This window comes from Salisediminibacterium beveridgei (assembly GCF_001721685.1).
GTDB lineage: Bacteria > Bacillota > Bacilli > Bacillales > Salisediminibacteriaceae > Salisediminibacterium > Salisediminibacterium beveridgei.
Genome location: NZ_CP012502.1, coordinates 1,062,629 through 1,081,404 on the forward strand (window position 1 = coordinate 1,062,629; position 18,776 = coordinate 1,081,404).

The following is an 18,776-nucleotide window of genomic DNA, read 5'->3' on the forward strand; positions in this document are numbered from 1 at the left end:
TTTACCTTCCGGGTACGATACAATAATAGACAGCAATGATTTTTACAGGAGGTGCAATATAATGAGTGATGAGAACAAAGTACTCCCATTATTACCCTTAAGAGGTTTGATTGTTTTTCCAACCATGGTCCTGCATTTGGACGTCGGACGTGATAAATCGATCCAGGCACTTGAAACAGCGATGGTGGACAACCGGGAGATTTTCCTCACGGCACAAAAAGACGTATCCACCGATGAACCGTCGAGAGAAGAACTGCATGAAGTAGGGACTGTGGCGAAGGTCAATCAGATGCTCAAACTGCCGAACGGCACAATCCGGGTGCTTGTGGAAGGGCTTCACCGGGCGCAGGTAGAGGAACTTACCGAACAAGAGACATACACACAAGCCGAAGTAACCCATGTCGAGGAACGTCAGGAAGCGACGGTGGAAGAACAGGCGCTGATGCGCAACCTTCTTGACCAGTTCGAGGAATACTTAAAGCTCTCGAAAAACATTACAAGAGAGACATTCGAGAGCGTCACGGATATTGTGGAACCAGGGCGAATGGCCGATATCATTACGTCCCATCTGCCGTTGAAGGTGCCACAGAAGCAGGAAGTACTCGACACATTCCACGTCAAAGAGCGTCTGGAGCTCGTGTTGAAGACGTTAACGAATGAGCGGGAAGTGCTCGGACTTGAGCGTAAAATCGGTCAGCAGGTCAAGCGTTCCATGGAAAAAAGCCAAAAGGAATATTACCTTCGCGAACAGATGAAGGCGATTCAAAATGAATTGGGTGAAAAAGAATCGAAAGAGTCAGAGATGGACGATCTTCGAAAACGCATCAAAGAGGCTGAAATGCCGGAATCGGTTGAAGAGAAGGCGCTGAAGGAATTGAAGCGCTATGAGAAGATGCCTCCAAGCTCTGCGGAGAGCTCGGTAATCCGCAATTACGTCGAATGGCTCGTGGTCATTCCATGGCACAATGTCACTGAAGATGTCCTCGACATTCACCGCTCGGAGAAGATCCTGGATGAGGATCATTACGGGCTTGAAAAAGTAAAAGAACGCGTATTGGAATATCTGGCCGTACAGGAACTGACGAATGAATTAAAAGGGCCGATCCTTTGCCTGACAGGACCTCCAGGGGTAGGGAAAACCTCTTTGGCGCGCTCCGTTGCAAGGTCTTTGAACCGGAAATTCGTCCGTATGTCCCTCGGAGGAGTGCGAGATGAAGCGGAAATCCGCGGTCACAGGCGGACGTATGTCGGTGCAATGCCCGGCCGGATCATTCAGGGCATGAAGAAAGCCGGCAGTATGAACCCGGTTTTCCTGCTCGACGAAATTGATAAGCTGGTGCATGACTTCCGGGGCGATCCGTCGGCCTCACTGCTCGAAGTACTTGATCCTGAGCAAAATAACACCTTCAGCGATCACTTTATTGAAGAGCCCTATGACCTTTCCAAAGTCATGTTCATCACAACAGCAAATAATGTCGGCGCCATTCCGCCCCCGCTTCGTGACCGGATGGAACTGATTCATATTCCAGGCTATACGGAAGTGGAGAAAAAAGAGATCGCCAAACGCTACCTGCTCCCAAAGCAAGTAAAAGAGCATGGTCTTACAAAAGGAAAACTTCAGATTAAAGATGAAGCAATCCTGAAAGTGGTCCGGCGCTATACCCGGGAAGCAGGGGTCAGAAATTTAGAGCGGGAACTCGCGAAGATCTGCCGCAAAGCGGCAAAATTAATCGTCTCCGGTGAGAAAAAACGGGTGATCGTCACGGACAAGACCATCGAGGAACTTCTCGGCCGTCCAACCTACCGCTACGGGAAAGCAGAAACCAAAAATCAGATCGGAACCGCCACAGGTCTTGCCTATACGGCCGCAGGCGGGGATACCCTGAATATCGAGGTGTCGCTCTATCCCGGTAAAGGCAAATTGCTTTTGACAGGAAAGCTCGGGGATGTCATGAAAGAATCCGCTCAGGCGGCATTCAGTTATATTCGCGCCAAATCCGAAGAATTGAACATCGACCCACAATTTAATGAAAAGAATGATATTCATATCCATGTGCCAGAAGGTGCCGTTCCAAAGGATGGCCCTTCTGCCGGGATCACGATTGCAACGGCGCTTATCTCTGCTTTGACGAATCGACCGGTTCGCCGCGAAGTGGGCATGACCGGTGAGATTACGCTTCGGGGACGCGTGCTGCCGATCGGCGGTCTGAAAGAGAAATCCATGTCCGCGCACCGGGCTGGTCTGACGCACATTATCATACCGGAAGAAAACGAAAAAGATCTCGAAGATATCCCGGACAGTGTCCGGGATGATCTGACGTTTATCCCGGTCGCGCACCTCGATGAGGTATTGAAGGTGGCACTGACGGAGGAGGATGACGAGTCATGAAAATCTCCTCTGCAGAACTTGTCATCAGTGCAGCGAAAGAAGCGCAGTTTCCGGGAACGATGTTTCCGGAGATCGCGCTGTCCGGGCGCTCCAATGTAGGCAAATCTTCATTTATCAATACACTCTTGAATCGAAAAGATCTGGCCCGCACGTCTCAACGACCGGGTAAAACGCAGACGTTGAATTTCTATGTCATTAATGACCGCTTTCATTTCGTGGACGTCCCGGGTTACGGGTACGCGAAGGTCTCCAAAGCGGAACGGGCCGCCTGGGGACGGACACTTGAGATCTTTTTCTCTTCCCGGGAACAATTAAAAGCCGTCGTCCAGTTAGTGGACAGCCGCCATAAACCGTCTGAAGACGATGTGCTGATGTACGATTGGCTGAAGCACCACGGGCTGAAAGTGATCCTGATCGCAACGAAATGTGACAAGATTCCGCGAGGTAAATGGGCGAAGGCGAAGAAGGATATCAGTAACGATCTGAATATGCAGGCGGGGGATCCATTGATCCTCTTCTCCTCAGAAACCGGTCAAGGAAAAGAGGAAGCCTGGCGTGAAATTAAGGAAGCCCTCTTCAGTAAGGAACAGCGGGGGACTTCCGATGTGGAAGGATGATGGGGCTCCATGGATGCACTGCTCGAGATTCACGACCTGAATAAATCCTTTGGCGATGCGCCGGTATTAAAAGGCATCGACCTCGCGCTGAAAAAAGGAGAGGTCATTTGTGTCATCGGTTCATCCGGTTCGGGAAAAAGTACCCTCCTCCGCTGTCTCAATTTTCTCGAAGAGAAGGACAGCGGGACCATCCGTTATAACGGTGAAGTGATCGAAACGACCACACACAATGTGAACCAGTTCAGACAGAAGATGGGGATGGTGTTTCAGCATTTTCACCTGTTTCCGCATATGACCGTGCTCGGGAACATCATCGAAGCACCTGTTCATGTGCTGAAACGGCGTAAAGAAGATGCCACCGCGGAAGCGCTCAAGCTTCTTGAACGCGTCGGTTTGCGTGAAAAGGCCGATGACTACCCCTTCACCCTCTCCGGAGGACAAAAACAGCGGGTCGCGATCGCAAGAGCCTTGGCCATGCAACCGGAAGTCATGTTGTTTGATGAGCCGACATCGGCCCTTGATCCTGAACTTGTCGGTGAAGTACTCGCCGTGATGAAGGATATTGCCTCGCAGGGGATGACGATGGTGATCGTCACACATGAAATGGGTTTTGCCAGAGAAGTCGCAGATCGGACGCTGTACATGCATGACGGTGTCATTCTTGAGGAGGGGCCATCGAAGGATTTCTTCGCCAACCCGAAAGAACCGAGGACGAAAGCGTTTCTCTCAAAAATTTTATGATCAAAAACCGCCGGAAAGGCGGTTTTTTCTCTTTTGATGTGACCGGTATCACAGAATTATCGGTTACAACCGTTTACAATGAAAGTATTCAAACAGATTTCTTTCACTTTGTGCTGAATATGTTATAATAAATAATGATTCTAATTAAGAGAAACATGGTTTGAAAGCGTCACGAAAACCGTGTATGATAGAGTGGGTTTAAGTCTTGGGGGTGAAGGTATGCATATCCTCGTTGTCGGTTTAAATCATAAGACAACACCGGTTGAAATCAGGGAGAAGTTTCAGTTTCAATCGGACATGGATCAGGCATTGACAACATTACGTCAATCAAAAAGTATTCTCGAGAGTGTCATTATCTCGACATGCAACCGCACGGAATTATACGTCGTGGCAGACCAGCTTCATACCGGTCGCTACTATACGAAGATGTTCTTATCCGAGTGGTTTGAAGTTCCGAAAGAAGAGTTCTCGCATCACTTGTTAATCAGAGAAGATGAGCACGCGATTGAACATCTCCTGAGGGTATCATGTGGCCTGGACTCGATGATTCTCGGGGAAACACAAATCCTTGGACAAGTCCGTGAAGCGTTTTTGAAAGCGCAGGAACTGGAAACGACCGGAACAATTTTAAATTACAGCTTCCGTCAGGCGATTACCTTGGCGAAGCGTGCCCAGGCAGAAACGGAAATCAACGATAACCCGGTTTCCGTCTCTTATGCTGCCGTTGAGCTTGGGAAGCAGATCTTTGGCGACTTCAAAGGGAAACAGGTCCTCGTCATGGGAGCCGGCAAGATGAGTGAACTCACGGCCAAGCACTTGACGTCAAACGGCGTGGATCAGATTACGGTTATGAACCGGACGAAGGAAAAGGCAGATGCACTGGCGAGCCGCTTTGCAGGAGCAAGCCGTCCGTTTGAGCAGCTGACCGAATCGCTTTTGGAGACGGATGTCCTCATCAGTTCCACCGGAGCCGATCAGTACGTTCTGAACGCTTCTGATGTCAAACAGATCATGAAGAAACGAAAAGGCCGTCCGTTGTTCCTCGTGGACATCGCCGTCCCGCGTGATATTGATCCGGGACTGGGTGAACTTGATGATGTGTATCTCTATGACATCGATGACCTCCAAGGCATTGTACAATCCAATCTGGAAGTACGAAAAGAAGCCGCGGAACAGATCGAATTGATGATTGAAGAAGAACTCGTCATTTTTGGCGAGTGGCTGGATACACTTGGAGTCGTTCCTGTGATGACTGCCTTGCGTGCAAAGGCGAAGACGATCCAGGAAGTCACGATGGAGAGCCTCGAGCGAAAGCTGGACCATTTGAGCGAGCGCGAGAAGAAAGTGATCCGTAAACACATGAAGAGTATCATCAATCAGATGCTCCGTGATCCGATCACCGCACTCAAGGAAGTACCGAATGAAAACGATCCGGATGCCCTCTTGGAGTACTTCTCCAAAGTGTTCAAACTTGAAGAGCATATGGACGAAGAGGAACCGCGAATCACATCGAATATCAAGATCAACCGTCAGGAACGGCAGTATAATATTGCCCGCCGGAAAGCGGCAATCGGATCGAAGAAAAAAGCGGTTGTCCGCTCCTGTTGAAAGAAGGGAAGCTGACTTATGACGGGAATGAATATCCTGTATATCCTGATCGTCGTGCTTTATTGTGCCAGTGTATCAGGATATTTCATAGATTTTATTCATAAAAACCAGAAGGTCAACCGATTGGCTTTCTGGTTACTTTCAATTGTCTGGCTCATGCAGATTGCTTTTATGGCCCTGCGCTACATAGCCTTTGAACGACTGCCGATCATGACGAGTTTCGAGGCCATGTTTTTTTATTCATGGCTGCTCGTTACGGCGTCCTTGTTCATCAACCGCCGCTTCAGAACAGATTTCCTGATTTTCTTTTTGAATTTGATCGGTTTTATCGTGGTGGTGATCGGTTTAATGGTGCCGACAGGCGATGTGTCTCCGTTACTCAGTGAATTGTTCATTTTTGAAATGCTGATGATTCATGTCGTGGTGCTGTTACTGAGCTACGGTGTTTTCACCGTTTCATTTGTCTTTTCTTTTCTGTATTTTTTGAAACATCATATGCTGAAATCAAAATCGTTCAATGACAGAATGGCAAGAACGGGGAACCTGAACACACTGGAGCGGTACAGTTTTTTTGCTGCAGTAACGGGAATTCCCTTTCTGCTGATCGGGCTGATACTCGGTGTGATCTGGTCCTATTTATCCTTTGACACGATCCCGTGGCTTGATCCGAAGGTGGTCACGTCATTTATTGTGCTGGCTTTCTACGGCACATACGTCTTTTTTTATCAAGTAAGGAAAGTGCGCGGCTATCAGCTGGTGCTTTTTAATCTCGCTGCGTTTCTGGTCCTGCTCATCAATTATTTTCTGTCAGGATCTTTTTCAACGTTTCATATCTGGTAAAACGAAACGCTGGGTGTTTACCAATTTTCACACTGTTAAAGCCTGTTGTTGATTTTCTGAATCTCATATTCAAGAGCGTTAGGCGGCGATGCCCGACGGATGAGCGCAGTCTCGAAATCCACTTTCGCAAAGCGGATGTTGGTTAAAGCAAGCCCCTGGGACAGTAAGACACGACGAGGTAATGCCGAGTCGATTGTCGCACTGATGCTGTTTGCACTTCGGGCAAGCGTCCGCCGTCAGCGATTGAATATCAACACTCAACCTTAACAGAGCTTACACTTTAGGAGGAATGTGAACGTGACACGGAACATTATTCTCGGTTCAAGACGAAGCAATCTCGCGATGACACAGACACGCTGGGTGATTCAGGAACTTGAAAAGCTCGGTCTGCCTTTCACGTTTGAGATTAAAGAAATTACCACCAAAGGCGATCAGATTCTCGATGTGACCCTCTCCAAAGTCGGTGGAAAAGGCTTATTTGTGAAAGAGATCGAACAGGCTATGCACAACCGTGAAATTGATATGGCCGTGCACAGTATGAAAGACGTCCCTTCAGGCCGGTCAGAAGGGCTTGTTCTGGCAGCTGTGCCGGAGCGCGTCGACCCCCGGGATGCATTTATTTCAAACAGCGGTAAAACCCTGATGGAACTGCCTTCGGGATCCATCGTCGGGACGAGCAGTCTTCGGCGCGGTTCCCAGGTCCTCACGAAGCGACCGGATCTCGAGATTCAATGGATTCGGGGCAACATCGATACCCGGCTTCGTAAGTGCCGTGAGGAGAATTTCGATGCAATTATCCTCGCTGCTGCGGGACTTGAACGCGTTGGCTGGACTGAAGATATCGTGACCGAATTTCTCGATCCTGAACTGTGCCTGCCGGCTGTCGGACAAGGCGCTCTCGGTCTGGAATGCCGGGAGGAAGACCATGAACTCCGGGAACTCCTCGCCCATTTAAACCATGAGTATACCGCAAGAACGGTAGCGGCAGAGCGAGCGTTTTTACGCACGGTGGAAGGCGGCTGCACGGTTCCGATCGGTGCTCACGCTACCCTCGATGAACAAAATCAGATTCACCTGACAGCGCTCGTTGCCTCCACGGATGGCAAGCAGGTCTTTAAAGAATCAATCATCGGAGAAGATCCCGACCATATCGGCACGGAAGTGGCCGAACGGATTCTCCGCCAAGGTGCGAAAGAAGTGCTCGACAAGGTGAAGGAAGATTTGGAGAACAACTGATGACGACAGTGCTCAAAGGGCTCACTGTGATGAATACCCGGGCCTGTCACCAGCAGGGGACATTAAGCCGGCTGTTAATGGAACGTGGTGCAACGGTGATTGAAATGCCGTTGATTCGCGTGGAACCGGTAAACGGCCTGGATCCATCGGTATTTTATAATGCCTGCCAGGAAGCGGACGTCATCATTTTTACCAGTGTGAACGCGGTCAACGCCGTCCTCGATTTGTTAAACCCCATTGTCGATCGTGACTTTATGATCGCTTCATTACGGTATAAGCGCATCGCGGCTGTCGGCTCCAAAACGGAGAGTGCGCTGAAGAAACTGGGCATTGAACCGGAAATCGTCCCGGCGCGTTTTGATGCTGAGCATCTTGCAGAAGCAGTCGTGAACGCAACATCGGTTAAAGAGCGGATCTTATACCCTAAAAGCAAGCGGGCCCGTTCCACGCTGCACGACCTGCTTAAAACGTCGGGCAGACAACTGACGGAGGTCCCTGTATATAATACGGTGGAGGATTGGGAAAAACAGAAGGAATTAATCAGTGTGCTCGAAAACGACGCCTGTGATGTCGTGACATTCGCAAGTCCCTCTGCTGTGCACAGTTTTTTTCATCAGGCCGCTCAGATGGCATTCGCAAAAAATCTGATGTTTGCCGTCATTGGACGGGTCACGGAAGAAGCCCTCAGCGGTTACGTTGATCCATCGAGGATCATCACGCCGGACACCTACACCATCGAGGGACTTGTCGGAGCCATTCAAGAATACAAAAAATCAACTGGTTGAACCTGTTGTGGAAGGATGAAGGAATATATGCAGGAAAACGCATCTTTCGCCCGGCATCGCCGGTTGCGACAAACCCCGAATCTTCGGGCCAGTGTCAGGGAAAATCATGTACGTACGGAAGATTTAATCTACCCGTTGTTCGTTGTGGAAGGTACGGGCGTTAAAAACGAAGTGCCATCGATGCCAGGTGTCTACCAGCGTTCACTGGATCTGATCAATGCGGAAGTCCAGGAAGCGGTGGAGCTGGGCATTACGATGATCATTTTATTCGGTGTCCCGGATCATAAAGATCACACCGGTTCTTCGGCAATCGATCAGCAAGGCATCGTGCAACGGGCAACGAGACAAATCAAAGACGCGTTCCCGGATTTGACAGTCATCACGGACACATGCCTGTGCCAGTTTACTGATCACGGGCACTGCGGGATTGTGGAAGAAGGGGAAATTCTCAATGATCCATCGCTGCATCTGCTGGCAGAAGCAGCCGTGTCCCAGGCAGAAGCAGGGGCGGATATCATTGCGCCTTCGAATATGATGGACGGTTTTGTACAGGCGATTCGCACAGGCCTTGATCAAGCCGGATACAGTCACGTGCCGATCATGAGCTATGCCGTGAAATACGCGTCTGCCTTTTACGGTCCGTTTCGCGATGCAGCCCACAGCTCACCGCAATCCGGTGACCGCAAGACGTATCAGATGGATCCGGCAAACCGCCGCGAAGCACATCGTGAGGCTGCTTCAGATGTGGACCAAGGCGCCGATTTCCTGATCGTGAAACCGGCCTTGTCGTATCTCGATATCATCCGCGATGTCCGGGAGCGGCACGATCTGCCTGTCGTTGCGTATAACGTGAGCGGAGAGTACAGCATGGTGAAAGCGGCAGCAATGAACGGCTGGGTGAATGAGCAGGAGATTGTCATGGAGAAAATGGTCAGCATGAAGCGGGCCGGCGCTGATCTGATATTGACCTATTTTGCGAAAGACATTGCCCGCTGGAACCGGTAAACATGAACCAGGAGGTTGAAGACAATGAATTTTGATCAATCGAAACAGGCATTTGCCAAAGCGCTGCCTTTAATGCCCGGAGGAGTGAACAGTCCGGTACGTGCATTTAAATCCGTCGGGCTGGACCCGGTGTATATGGACGAAGGCAAAGGGACGAGAATCTGGGATTTGGACGGAAATGAATACATCGATTACGTCTTGTCGTGGGGACCGATGATTCACGGTCATGCGGACCCGCAGGTCATTAAGAGTGTCCAGGACGCTGCGGCGAAAGGGACCAGCTTTGGTGCCCCGCATGAAATGGAAACGAAGCTGGCAGAGCTCGTGATCGACCGGGTGCCATCCATTGAGGTCGTAAGGATGGTTAACTCCGGTACGGAAGCGACGATGAGTGCCCTTCGACTTGCCCGCGGATTCACCGGCCGCAACAAGATTTTGAAATTTGAAGGTTGCTATCACGGTCACGGTGATTCGCTGCTGATCAAAGCAGGGTCTGGTGTGGCAACACTCGGTCTGCCGGATAGTCCGGGCGTCCCGGAATCCGTCGCATCCAACACATTGACGGTTCCGTATAATGATCTGGAAAGCCTGAAGGTCGCTTTTGACAAGTTTGGTGATGACATTGCAGCGGTGATTCTTGAACCGATCACAGGCAATATGGGTGTCGTGCTCCCTGAGCCCGGCTTCCTCGAAGGGGTCAGGGAAGTCACGGAAGATCACGGCTCACTGCTCATATTCGACGAAGTGATGACCGGTTTTCGAAGCAGCTATCACAGTGCTCAGGGACGCGTTGGTGTGACACCGGATTTGACGTGTCTCGGGAAAGTGATCGGCGGCGGGTTGCCGGTAGGCGCTTATGGCGGTCGACGCGATATCATGGAGCGCATTGCCCCTGCAGGGAATATCTATCAGGCAGGTACCTTATCCGGGAACCCGCTGGCAATGACGGCCGGGTACGAAACGATCTCACAGCTGACCGAAGAGAGCTATGAACATTTCGAGAAAATCGGTAAACGTCTCAGCGATGGCCTCTCAGCAGCGGCGAAGGAATTCGGTGTGCCGCACTGGATCAATCACGCAGGTTCGATGGTTGGTTTCTTCTTTACCGATCAGAAGGTGAAGAATTTCGAAACGGCATCGTCTTCTGATCTGGATCTGTTTAACGCCTATTTCAGAGAAATGCTCCATCAGGGCATCTCGCTCCCGCCTTCTCAGTTTGAAGGAATGTTTTTGTCCACAAAGCATACGGAAGAAGACATCGATCAGACGATTGAAGCGGCACGTCATGCATTTAAGACCATCATGTCAAAGTGATAGAAGAAGCCTCCGCGGGTCCCTGCGGAGGCTTTTCCTGTTTATGCTCCATAAGTGACTTAAGGTTTGCCAAAGGATTGAAGTGTAGGCGAATCGGAGGCTGTGAGTGAGCAGAACAGCTACTGCAGTTCATCCAGAAAGGCCTGGATATCCCCCTGGTAGTCGGGATGCATCTGCATATCGTTGTGACCGAATCCTTCGTACTGATTGGCAGTCACCTCGCCTTGCCAGCTGTCAGCCGTCACGGCCGAATGTTCCGGCGGGATGACCTGATCATCGGTGCCCGTCAGGATCAGAAGCGGCGAGCCGATCTCTTCCGCCATGGTGCTCACTTCAAACGGGTGCCGGATGAACGGTCCGATCGGAAGCCACGGATGGCGGTGTTCCTGAACACGGACCCGGCTGTCGTAGGGCGCAGCCAGGATGGTTCCGGCCAGGTCCCGGGCCGTGGCGAGGTGCGTGGCCGGCGCGGAACCCATCGACCGCCCGAAGGAGACGACCTGATCTTCAGAGACATCGTCTCGTTCAACTAAGCGGTCAAAGATCAGCTCCGAATCGGCAAACAGTTCGTTTTCTCCCGGCGAGCCGCTGCTCAGGCCATAGCCCCGGTAGTTGATAAAGGCGATGCGGTACCCTTCGATCCAATCATGGGACAGTGCCGCCTGCGTTTTTTCTTCAGCATTCCCGCCGAAGTAGAGCAAGAGCGGCATTGGCTCATCGGCAGCATCAACCGGGTGGCGTAACCAGCCGTGTAACTCCTCTTGATCCGCGGTCGTCAGGCGGATTTCTTCAATCGCAGCGTTTTCGGCTGCTTCGTCCTGATGCTGCTCACTGATCGTCGTCTCGAAGAACAGCTGATCCTCCTGGTTCCAGACCACCATCAGGAATTGTATCCCGATGAAAAGCCCGACAAGGAAGCCGGCGATCAGAATGTATTTCAACAATTGCACGAATACCCCTCCAGTTGTTTGTTTTTCGCTTTTTCTCAGTATCTCAAATTCAAGGACCTGTGAAAAGCGGACTGGACAGATCAGCCTTTTTTCTGTATTATACCCGTAAAGGTATAAGAGAGGACTGAGAAAACATGCCACGTTATGATTTCAAATGCACAGTCTGTGATCACCGGTTTGAAACCTGGTCCAGTTACGATGCCCGGCACGAAGTGACATGTCCTACCTGCCAAAAACAAGAAAGTGCGATCGTCTTTAAAGCAACCTACACGCACCGTGTCATGGGCTCAAGCCCCGGTCAGGCCTGCAGCCCGAGAGGCGGTTTTTCCTGAGGATAAGCGAAAACGGGCGGCCGTGCGCCGTTCATACTGAAACCCTGTTCCCACGTGGAACAGGGTTTTTAATCGGCTTTTCAAGATCCGTTCGACTTGCCGCCATTCCTTACATCATGAACCGGCTTTTAAGGCCTTGCGTTGAAATACATCTGAGGTCTTAGTCAAGTTACATCCGCGGCTCATTATTTAAATGCCCTCCTTCTTCTACAATGAGAATAAGAAGAGAGGAGAGGATCAAGATGAAATCATTCGGTGTGTTTTTAATCGCCATCATAGCAATGTTTGTCCTGCTTGCCAATTTCGGCCCGATGGTGCTGTTTGCACTGGGCGTGTATCTGCTTTATGTCATCTGGAAAAAATTCGCGGCAGCCGAGGAGACGGGAGCCAAAGTACTCTGGGTCATTCTCGGTTTGATCGTATTCAGCATCACGCTGTCCAATGTGTATGCGATTGTCGGTCTGTTCGCCGTGTATGTCTTGTATGTACTGTTTTTTCGAAAAGACGACAGTGATGTGCCGCGGCAAAACAAGCAACAGTCATACGGCGAGAGTGATCCGTTCAATCAGTTCGAACAGGAATGGTCCAGCTTGAAGAAGAACTGAAATTCAAAAAGGAGGCGATTGCCATGACAGACGTATGGACAAAAATCCGCACAGCGGTGGAGGAAGACTGGAAACGAATCACCGGGCAGCAGTCATTCAGTTTTGAACAGCCCTTGTCAAAGGATCATCCGCTAAGGCGGCTCGATCACTACATTCACGAAGGGGAAAAGAAAATCAAACGGATGGGTGAACTGATTCGCCGGCATGAACAGCTGCTTGAAGCGGTCAAAACAGAGCGAGAAGAAGCTGAACAGATGCTCGCAAAACGTCAGCGCCAACGGGCTGTGGCTGATGAGGCCAATGAAAAAGGTCTCGTGATGTATGCAGACCGGGAAATTGAGGTCTACACCGGGCGCATCGATCAGCTTTTATACCGGGAAGTGGAAATGAATAAAGAGCTCGAGGATCTCACCCGTCAGGAAGAAACCATGAAACATAAGCTGAAGGATATGAAGCTGAAGCGGATGGAAGCCGCAGGAGACGCGCATATCCGCGAGGCGAAGCGCTTTGAACCGTCACCGCTTCAAACTGCAGAGGGAAGAGAAAGCCGGAAAGGCCCGGAAGAGCAGGAAGCCCTGTTCGACGAAAAAATCCGCAAACTGGAAGAGGAACGTTCTTCCACGGAAGCCAATTCGTGATAAACTGATAAAGGATAGAGTCAACCGCGGAGAACCCATGTTCCCCGCGGATCTTGTACATACAGTAAGAAGCACGTTGTCAAACGGGAGGTGAGGTCAGATGCTCAGAAGAGTGCCTGCAAAAACGATGAATGCGGTGATCCTGATTGCCATTGCGATACTGCTGGTGGAGCTGGCAGTCAAAGGCGGAGACGTCATCATACCCGGAATTATCTTCGGGTTTTTGATCTATCTCGGGTGGAAGAACTTTCACAGCCTCTTCGGGAAGATCATCTTTTTCATCGGCATACTGGCTTTTTTCGGGAATGTGTTCAGCCTCGTCGCTGTTCAGTTCCTCCTGTTGGCCCTGATCGTCCTGTTCTTCAAATACGTCATTCTCGACAAAGAGGAAGAGGCAATCCGGCCGGTTTTCACCTCGGATGAGATGAAGCCAGGGATTACGATGAACAAGCGCCCGCTGCTTCGGCAAAAGGTATTCGGCAGTCAACGGGTGGGCGAAGAGCCGTATTCCTGGCGGGACGTCAATATCCACGGCGGATTCGGGGACCGGACCATCGATCTCAGTCAGACGGTACTCCCTGATGAGGCAGTAATCTCCATCCGGCATCTGTTCGGCAACATCACCATTTATGTCCCGTATGAAGTGGATGTCACCGTGCACCACAGTACGATGTTCGGGCAGTTCACGGTGTTTGAAGAGAGCGGGAAACTGGTGAATGAATCCGTCAGTTACCGGAACCTCTCCGCCGACGGACCCCACGTGAAGATCGTCACCTCACTTCTCTCCGGGGATCTGGAGGTGCGGAGAATATGAAGAACCGCACCCAGTTCATCCTCTTGAATATTGTATTCAGTGCATTCACAGCTGGCGTGGTCCTGATGCTTACGTATGCTGCAAATCCTTCGGATTCCCTGCAGGCCTATCTGTTTGCCGTCATTTATGATGTACCGCTGATCGCGATTGTGCTTGCCTTTGTGATCCTGATGGGCATGATGTACGCCGAGGTGGTACACAGTCAGCTCCGGAGTGCCGTGAGAAACCTCCTTCGGCGGATGGAAGGGATCCTTCACGTGCAAAAACCCGATCCGCCGCCCAATGACAACGTCCCGATGATCCGGGAGCTGCACGACAAACTGGAAACGATCCGTACACAGCTCACAAGGCAGCAGGAAGCAGCGCAAAAATTGGCGACGGAACGGGCCACGGCGCGGGAGAAGAGCCTGCAGGAAGTGGTGGAGCAGGAACGGAGCCGCCTGGCCCGGGAACTGCATGACTCGGTGAGCCAGCAGCTGTTCGCGGCATCGATGATGATGGCAACCATCAATGAAACCGGAGCCCAAAAGGACCCGGCTATTCAAAAACAGCTGGAGATGGTCGGCCGTATGGTGGATCAGTCCCAGCTGGAAATGCGGGCCCTTCTCCTTCATTTACGACCGGTTGCACTGAAGGGAAAGACCCTCGGCGAAGGGTTGAACGAGCTCCTGTTGGAATTGAAACAAAAGGTGCCGATGACGATGGAGGTCAAACTTGAAGAGATTGATCTCGATAAAGGCATTGAAGACCACCTCTTCCGCATTGCTCAAGAAGCGATCTCCAATACATTGAGGCACGCAGAGGCCGGGAAACTCTCGGTGATACTCGTGTTGCGGGACCAGAATGTGATCATGCGGATCCGCGATGACGGGAAAGGGTTCGATATGAAGTCGGTTCGTCAGCACGGGTCGTATGGCCTTGAGAACATGCGTGAGCGGGCAGAAGAGGTAGGTGGCAGTCTGAAGCTGATCAGTGTGCCCGGTGAAGGAACACAGCTCGAAGTGAAAGTGCCAATCAGGGAGGTGGGCGTATGAGTGTGATACGCGTATTATTTGCAGATGATCATGAGATGGTGAGAATCGGTGTGGCCAGTTATTTAACGGCGCAGCCGGACATTGACGTGGTGGCAGAAGCGGCGAACGGAGAAGAAGCGGTGACAAAAGCGCTGGAACTGCGACCGGACATTATCCTGATGGATCTCGTCATGCCGGTGATGGACGGGATCGAGGCGACCCGGGAAATCCGCCGGCAGTGGCCGGCAGCGAAGATCATCATCGTGACGAGCTTTCTCGACGATGAAAAGGTCTACCCGGCACTTGAAGCCGGGGCGACGAGCTATATGCTCAAGACCAGTAAAGCAAGCGAGATTGCCAGAGCGATTCGTTCCACTAGTCAGGGGCAGTCCATCCTCGAGCCTGAAGTGACCGGCAAGCTCATGAACCGGATGCACCATAAGCCGGCGGATCTGCACGATCAGCTGACCGCACGGGAGCTGGAAGTGTTAAAGCGGATGTGCGAAGGGATGAGCAATCAGGAGATCGGCGATGCGCTGTTCATCTCGATGAAAACGGTGAAGGTGCATGTCAGTAACATCCTCAGTAAACTCGACGTGCACGACCGCACCCAGGCGGTGATCTATGCCTTCAAAGAGGATTTGTTTACGGATTGAAGCATCTGTTCAAAGATCCATCAGATGATACAGCTTCCAGTCCAGGTAGTCCATGACCATGTCTGCGATATTGATGTCTGAACACATATACAGGCTCCTCGAGCCGACGGCGTCTTCCATCTCATTGAAGAGGAGGTCGCCGTCTTCGGTTAAGAGGAAATCGAGGCCGACGTAGTCCAGCTGGATCGCATCGATAATCGACTGGATGAGACTCAGCTGATTGTCGTTGAGGTGAAACAGACTCGATGAGCCGCCGGCGGACAGGTTTGCCCGGAAATCGGTTTGTGAACGGCGCAGCACCGCAGCAACGATCTGGTTGCCGACGACGTAAACCCGGACGTCTTTCCCTTTTTGGCCACCCACCGGCTGATGGATAACGTCCGCAGGAAGCGAAGAACGGATCCCGTTCAGAGGATCATTCGGCTCCACCATCCTGACACCTGTGCCCCCGCGCCCTAACGGATCCTTCAGTATAAAGGGATCGAGAATCGCGTTGTCCAGAGCACAGTCCAGCGTGAGGGCGTGGGAATCAAGCATATCGACACCGAGCTGTGCCATCGTGGCATACGCGAGGCGTTTGTCGTTTGCCACCCGGGAGACATAGGCACTGTTAAAGCAGGGAATCCCCATTGTTTCACAGACCTCATTCAGCCACGGGGAAACAGAGCGGTTCATGATGAAATCGGGGCGTTCCCCGTCCAACGGGACGAAAGGGTTGACGCCCTGTTTGCCGAGGCGGACGATGATGTCTTCGTATGCGACGATCTTTAAGCTGATGTGCCGTTCAGAAGCCGCCTCATGAAGGAGAGATATAAAGGTATCGTTTCGCGGGATGTCGCGGGACCGGTAAATGACCCAGCCGGTCCGTAAGTCTGTTTTGATCATGAGTGCCCCTCCTGTCGGTTTCGTTATCAGTTTGTTTTCACGGTATGCTGATCGATCCAGCTGATCATGTGCGGGGCGATGTCAATCCCCGTCGCTTCGTAGATGCTTCGTATGTGCGGGTTGGTATTGACTTCGCAGACGAGAAATCCCCCGTTATGGAAGAGGAGGTCCACGCCGGCAAAATCCGCCCCCACGGCTTCTGCGGCCCGGATGGCCAGAGCCGACGCCTCCGCTGGCGGCTCGCAGGCGACGGTCTGCCCGCCGGCTGTCACGTTCGCTCTGAAATCCGACTTAGACGTGCGGATCATGGACGCAACCACCCGGCCCCCGACGACGTTCACCCGCATATCACGGCCGTGACTGTGGGTGATATACTGCTGGTACAAAAACGGTTTCCCGGCCAGCTCACGGGTGAGACGTGTCAGTGCTTCTTCTGTCTGGATCAGGTAGACCTGTTCGCCGAAGGAACCATACGCTTCTTTTACCACCAGCGGAAGCCCCAGGTGATGGACGACGGCTTTCAGGAAACGGTCGTCGAGTTCTTTTGGGGGCATATACATAAACGGTGCCTGTATCGTCAAGGGTGTGGGAACCGCATGTGAGGACAGGACATCATGCATCAGGCCTTTATGGTCGCAAATCCCGACGGCTTCACTCGTATTGAAAACCCGGACGCCCCTTTTTTCGAAGGCCCGGGCCAACAGCAGATCTTTATCTGCGAACAGGACAGCATCCGGTAAGGCGTTGAATGTATTCGTGGCCGGGATCAGCCGATCCGGCGCCGATGAAGCGAGGACATCGAGATTGGTGAGCGGCGAGGCCTCAAAGCCGGCCGTTTCGGCGGCCTGGATCATCCACTGGTTGTAGTCCTGGAATTTCTCCGTATTCAAATGACCATTGGAGAGGATCGCAAGGGTTTTCGGTGCAGCGTGCATTGTTTTTCCTCCACTGGCCGGTAACGTGTTCACTTGCTATACTTGGATCAGTTGATCAATCGCCGTTCGGCCATATTTTTCTCCTAATCATGGCATGTTTCGAACGTAAAATCAATACAGTCAACAGGAGGCTGCGATGAAACCGATGAGCATGGAAGACGTGACGAAACACTTGACGAAACGAAAGCAGGCAGGCATCGTGTACGACCTGACACGGATCCAGACGTTGCTTGAGGCGATGGGAAACCCGCAAGATCAGATCCCGTGCATCCATATTGCCGGCACGAACGGGAAAGGCTCAACATCAGCTTATACCGTCGCAGCCCTTGTGGCACAGGGGTTACAGGTCGGTGCCTTTAACTCGCCGGTGTTCGGTGACGTGCATGAACACGTCACGATCAACGGTGTGCCTCTAGCGAGGGAGCTGTTCCTGGCTCATGCCGGGGCTTACGAGGAGCGGGTCAATGACGTGGAAGAACGGCTAGGTCAGGTTGTCAGTGAATTCGAATGGCTCGTGGGACTGGCCTGCTTCATCTTTGATCGCGTGCAGCCGGTGGACATCGTGGTACTTGAAACCGGGATGGGCGGACGCCTTGATGCAACGAACGTGGTCACTCAGCCCGTCGCAACAGCGATTACAAATGTCGGGCTCGATCATCAGGCCTACCTCGGGGAGACGCTCTCTGCCATCGCGAGGGAGAAGGCAGGGATTATGCGCCCCGTTGTCCCGTGTTTCACTGCGGCAACCGGTGAAGTTTTTGCTGTCTTGAAACAGGAGGCAATGCAACAGGGTGCTGCAATCAAACAAGTCGCAGCCATTGATACCCCGTGGCAGTTGACGATGGCCGGCGCCCACCAGCAGGCCAATGCCAGCCTGGCCTACGAACTGACAAAAGCTGCCGGGGACGAACTCGGCTTTACCGTATCACCCGGTGCGTTCCAACAAGCCGTGAAGTCCGTTCAAGTCCCCGGACGTTTTGAAACGATCCTGGAGAAGCCGAAGGTGATTCTCGATACCGGGCATAATATGGAGGCCATTGAAGCGGTGATTGCGGAACTGAACAGGCAACAGCTGAAACCGGCAGTTCTTTTTGCGGCGATGAAGGATAAACGGGCGGATGAAATGCTGAAGCAGCTCGAGGAGGTGGCGTCACACGTCACCGTGACGACGTTTGATCACCCGCGGGCGATGCCTCTTTCAGCGTTGCCGGATGGTTACAAACAAGTCACGGATGTAAAGAAGTGGCTGAGCGACTGGCTCAGGAATGCACACGTTCACGAGACCCTGCTCATCACGGGCTCACACCAGTTTATCGCTGAAATGAGGGAGTTTTTTTCCGGTTGATTTCAAAATGCCGCTTGAAATGGGAAGTTATGTGGTATATTAGAAATGTGTCTAATGTACAACAGCTG

General features: G+C 51.8%; 19 protein-coding genes. 16 read left to right on the plus strand and 3 right to left on the minus strand.

Translation table 11 applies throughout. The features are described 5' to 3' along the window. Positions 1–61 precede the first annotated feature (61 nt). The 9 genes from lon to hemL all read left to right on the plus strand — a co-directional run bounded on the left by lon (position 62) and on the right by hemL (position 10,535). Entirely contained in the window at positions 62–2,389 is a 2,328-nt protein-coding gene (gene lon, locus BBEV_RS04805; RefSeq protein WP_069364434.1) for an endopeptidase La, read from the plus strand. Beyond that, positions 2,386–3,006, plus strand: a complete 621-nt coding sequence (yihA, locus tag BBEV_RS04810) for a ribosome biogenesis GTP-binding protein YihA/YsxC (protein ID WP_069364435.1) — start codon at positions 2,386–2,388, stop codon at positions 3,004–3,006. The genes lon and yihA overlap by 4 nt, the downstream gene beginning before the upstream one ends. A 9-nt stretch (positions 3,007–3,015) precedes the next feature. After that, positions 3,016–3,747: an amino acid ABC transporter ATP-binding protein gene (locus BBEV_RS04815; protein WP_069364436.1), complete on the plus strand. Its 732-nt coding sequence runs from the start codon at positions 3,016–3,018 to the stop codon at positions 3,745–3,747. Between the two features lie 219 nt (positions 3,748–3,966). After that, a complete protein-coding gene (hemA, locus tag BBEV_RS04820; RefSeq protein WP_069364437.1) occupies positions 3,967–5,355 on the plus strand; it encodes a glutamyl-tRNA reductase in 1,389 nt (462 codons plus the stop codon). A gap of 18 nt (positions 5,356–5,373) precedes the next feature. Then, positions 5,374–6,195, plus strand: a complete 822-nt coding sequence (locus BBEV_RS04825) for a cytochrome C assembly family protein (protein WP_069364438.1) — start codon at positions 5,374–5,376, stop codon at positions 6,193–6,195. 342 nt (positions 6,196–6,537) lie between these two features. After that, positions 6,538–7,431 (plus strand): hydroxymethylbilane synthase, encoded by an 894-nt coding sequence (gene hemC, locus BBEV_RS04830; protein ID WP_069366597.1) that lies wholly within the window; start codon positions 6,538–6,540, stop codon positions 7,429–7,431. Further along, positions 7,431–8,216 (plus strand): uroporphyrinogen-III synthase, encoded by a 786-nt coding sequence (locus BBEV_RS04835; protein ID WP_069364439.1) that lies wholly within the window; start codon positions 7,431–7,433, stop codon positions 8,214–8,216. The genes hemC and BBEV_RS04835 overlap by 1 nt, the downstream gene beginning before the upstream one ends. Positions 8,217–8,243: 27 nt before the next feature. Beyond that, positions 8,244–9,221, plus strand: a complete 978-nt coding sequence (gene hemB / locus BBEV_RS04840; protein ID WP_069364440.1) for a porphobilinogen synthase — start codon at positions 8,244–8,246, stop codon at positions 9,219–9,221. A 24-nt stretch (positions 9,222–9,245) separates the two neighbouring features. Further along, complete coding sequence (hemL, locus tag BBEV_RS04845) at positions 9,246–10,535, plus strand: glutamate-1-semialdehyde 2,1-aminomutase (RefSeq protein ID WP_069364441.1); 1,290 nt, start codon at positions 9,246–9,248, stop codon at positions 10,533–10,535. Positions 10,536–10,654: 119 nt separating this feature from the next. Here hemL and BBEV_RS04850 read toward each other — a convergent pair whose 3' ends face one another. Next, positions 10,655–11,626 carry an alpha/beta hydrolase gene (locus tag BBEV_RS04850; protein WP_157100923.1) on the minus strand — a complete coding sequence of 324 codons (972 nt, stop codon included), beginning with the start codon at positions 11,624–11,626 and terminating at the stop codon, positions 10,655–10,657. Here BBEV_RS04850 and BBEV_RS17100 point away from each other — a divergent pair. From BBEV_RS17100 to BBEV_RS04875, 6 genes are all read left to right on the plus strand, one after another. Further along, on the plus strand, positions 11,620–11,817 hold the full coding sequence (locus tag BBEV_RS17100) for an FmdB family zinc ribbon protein (RefSeq protein ID WP_084007222.1): 198 nt from the start codon (positions 11,620–11,622) through the stop codon (positions 11,815–11,817). The two genes, BBEV_RS04850 and BBEV_RS17100, sit on opposite strands and share 7 nt — an antisense overlap. Before the next feature lie 242 nt (positions 11,818–12,059). After that, positions 12,060–12,422, plus strand: coding sequence for a lmo0954 family membrane protein (locus tag BBEV_RS04855; RefSeq protein ID WP_069364443.1), 363 nt, complete (start codon positions 12,060–12,062; stop codon positions 12,420–12,422). A gap of 23 nt (positions 12,423–12,445) precedes the next feature. After that, positions 12,446–13,060 (plus strand): hypothetical protein, encoded by a 615-nt coding sequence (locus tag BBEV_RS04860; protein WP_069364444.1) that lies wholly within the window; start codon positions 12,446–12,448, stop codon positions 13,058–13,060. Positions 13,061–13,160: 100 nt separating this feature from the next. After that, on the plus strand, positions 13,161–13,874 hold the full coding sequence (gene liaF / locus BBEV_RS04865) for a cell wall-active antibiotics response protein LiaF (RefSeq protein WP_069364445.1): 714 nt from the start codon (positions 13,161–13,163) through the stop codon (positions 13,872–13,874). Next, positions 13,871–14,908 (plus strand): sensor histidine kinase, encoded by a 1,038-nt coding sequence (locus BBEV_RS04870; protein ID WP_069364446.1) that lies wholly within the window; start codon positions 13,871–13,873, stop codon positions 14,906–14,908. Before liaF ends, BBEV_RS04870 begins: the two co-directional genes overlap by 4 nt. Before the next feature lie 2 nt (positions 14,909–14,910). Then, entirely contained in the window at positions 14,911–15,543 is a 633-nt protein-coding gene (locus BBEV_RS04875) for a response regulator transcription factor (protein ID WP_069366598.1), read from the plus strand. Positions 15,544–15,552: 9 nt separating this feature from the next. On the opposite strand, the gene BBEV_RS04880 is transcribed toward BBEV_RS04875, so the two are convergent. Both BBEV_RS04880 and BBEV_RS04885 read right to left on the minus strand, forming a co-directional pair. Beyond that, a complete protein-coding gene (locus BBEV_RS04880; protein WP_069364447.1) occupies positions 15,553–16,428 on the minus strand; it encodes an ATP-grasp domain-containing protein in 876 nt (291 codons plus the stop codon). A gap of 26 nt (positions 16,429–16,454) precedes the next feature. Beyond that, positions 16,455–17,363, minus strand: coding sequence for an ATP-grasp domain-containing protein (locus BBEV_RS04885; protein WP_069364448.1), 909 nt, complete (start codon positions 17,361–17,363; stop codon positions 16,455–16,457). A 136-nt stretch (positions 17,364–17,499) separates the two neighbouring features. Between BBEV_RS04885 and BBEV_RS04890 the strand changes: the two genes are divergently transcribed. After that, positions 17,500–18,708: a bifunctional folylpolyglutamate synthase/dihydrofolate synthase gene (locus BBEV_RS04890; protein ID WP_069364449.1), complete on the plus strand. Its 1,209-nt coding sequence runs from the start codon at positions 17,500–17,502 to the stop codon at positions 18,706–18,708. Positions 18,709–18,776: the final 68 nt, after the last annotated feature.

Coding starts and splice junctions, on each gene's coding strand:
- lon (WP_069364434.1), top strand. CDS start 62: ATGAGTGATGAGAACAAAGTACTCCCATTATTACCCTTAAGAGGTTTG.
- yihA (WP_069364435.1), top strand. CDS start 2,386: ATGAAAATCTCCTCTGCAGAACTTGTCATCAGTGCAGCGAAAGAAGCG.
- BBEV_RS04815 (WP_069364436.1), top strand. CDS start 3,016: ATGGATGCACTGCTCGAGATTCACGACCTGAATAAATCCTTTGGCGAT.
- hemA (WP_069364437.1), top strand. CDS start 3,967: ATGCATATCCTCGTTGTCGGTTTAAATCATAAGACAACACCGGTTGAA.
- BBEV_RS04825 (WP_069364438.1), top strand. CDS start 5,374: ATGACGGGAATGAATATCCTGTATATCCTGATCGTCGTGCTTTATTGT.
- hemC (WP_069366597.1), top strand. CDS start 6,538: ATGACACAGACACGCTGGGTGATTCAGGAACTTGAAAAGCTCGGTCTG.
- BBEV_RS04835 (WP_069364439.1), top strand. CDS start 7,431: ATGACGACAGTGCTCAAAGGGCTCACTGTGATGAATACCCGGGCCTGT.
- hemB (WP_069364440.1), top strand. CDS start 8,244: ATGCAGGAAAACGCATCTTTCGCCCGGCATCGCCGGTTGCGACAAACC.
- hemL (WP_069364441.1), top strand. CDS start 9,246: ATGAATTTTGATCAATCGAAACAGGCATTTGCCAAAGCGCTGCCTTTA.
- BBEV_RS17100 (WP_084007222.1), top strand. CDS start 11,620: ATGCCACGTTATGATTTCAAATGCACAGTCTGTGATCACCGGTTTGAA.
- BBEV_RS04855 (WP_069364443.1), top strand. CDS start 12,060: ATGAAATCATTCGGTGTGTTTTTAATCGCCATCATAGCAATGTTTGTC.
- BBEV_RS04860 (WP_069364444.1), top strand. CDS start 12,446: ATGACAGACGTATGGACAAAAATCCGCACAGCGGTGGAGGAAGACTGG.
- liaF (WP_069364445.1), top strand. CDS start 13,161: ATGCTCAGAAGAGTGCCTGCAAAAACGATGAATGCGGTGATCCTGATT.
- BBEV_RS04870 (WP_069364446.1), top strand. CDS start 13,871: ATGAAGAACCGCACCCAGTTCATCCTCTTGAATATTGTATTCAGTGCA.
- BBEV_RS04880 (WP_069364447.1), bottom strand. CDS start 16,428: ATGATCAAAACAGACTTACGGACCGGCTGGGTCATTTACCGGTCCCGC.
- BBEV_RS04885 (WP_069364448.1), bottom strand. CDS start 17,363: ATGCACGCTGCACCGAAAACCCTTGCGATCCTCTCCAATGGTCATTTG.
- BBEV_RS04890 (WP_069364449.1), top strand. CDS start 17,500: ATGAAACCGATGAGCATGGAAGACGTGACGAAACACTTGACGAAACGA.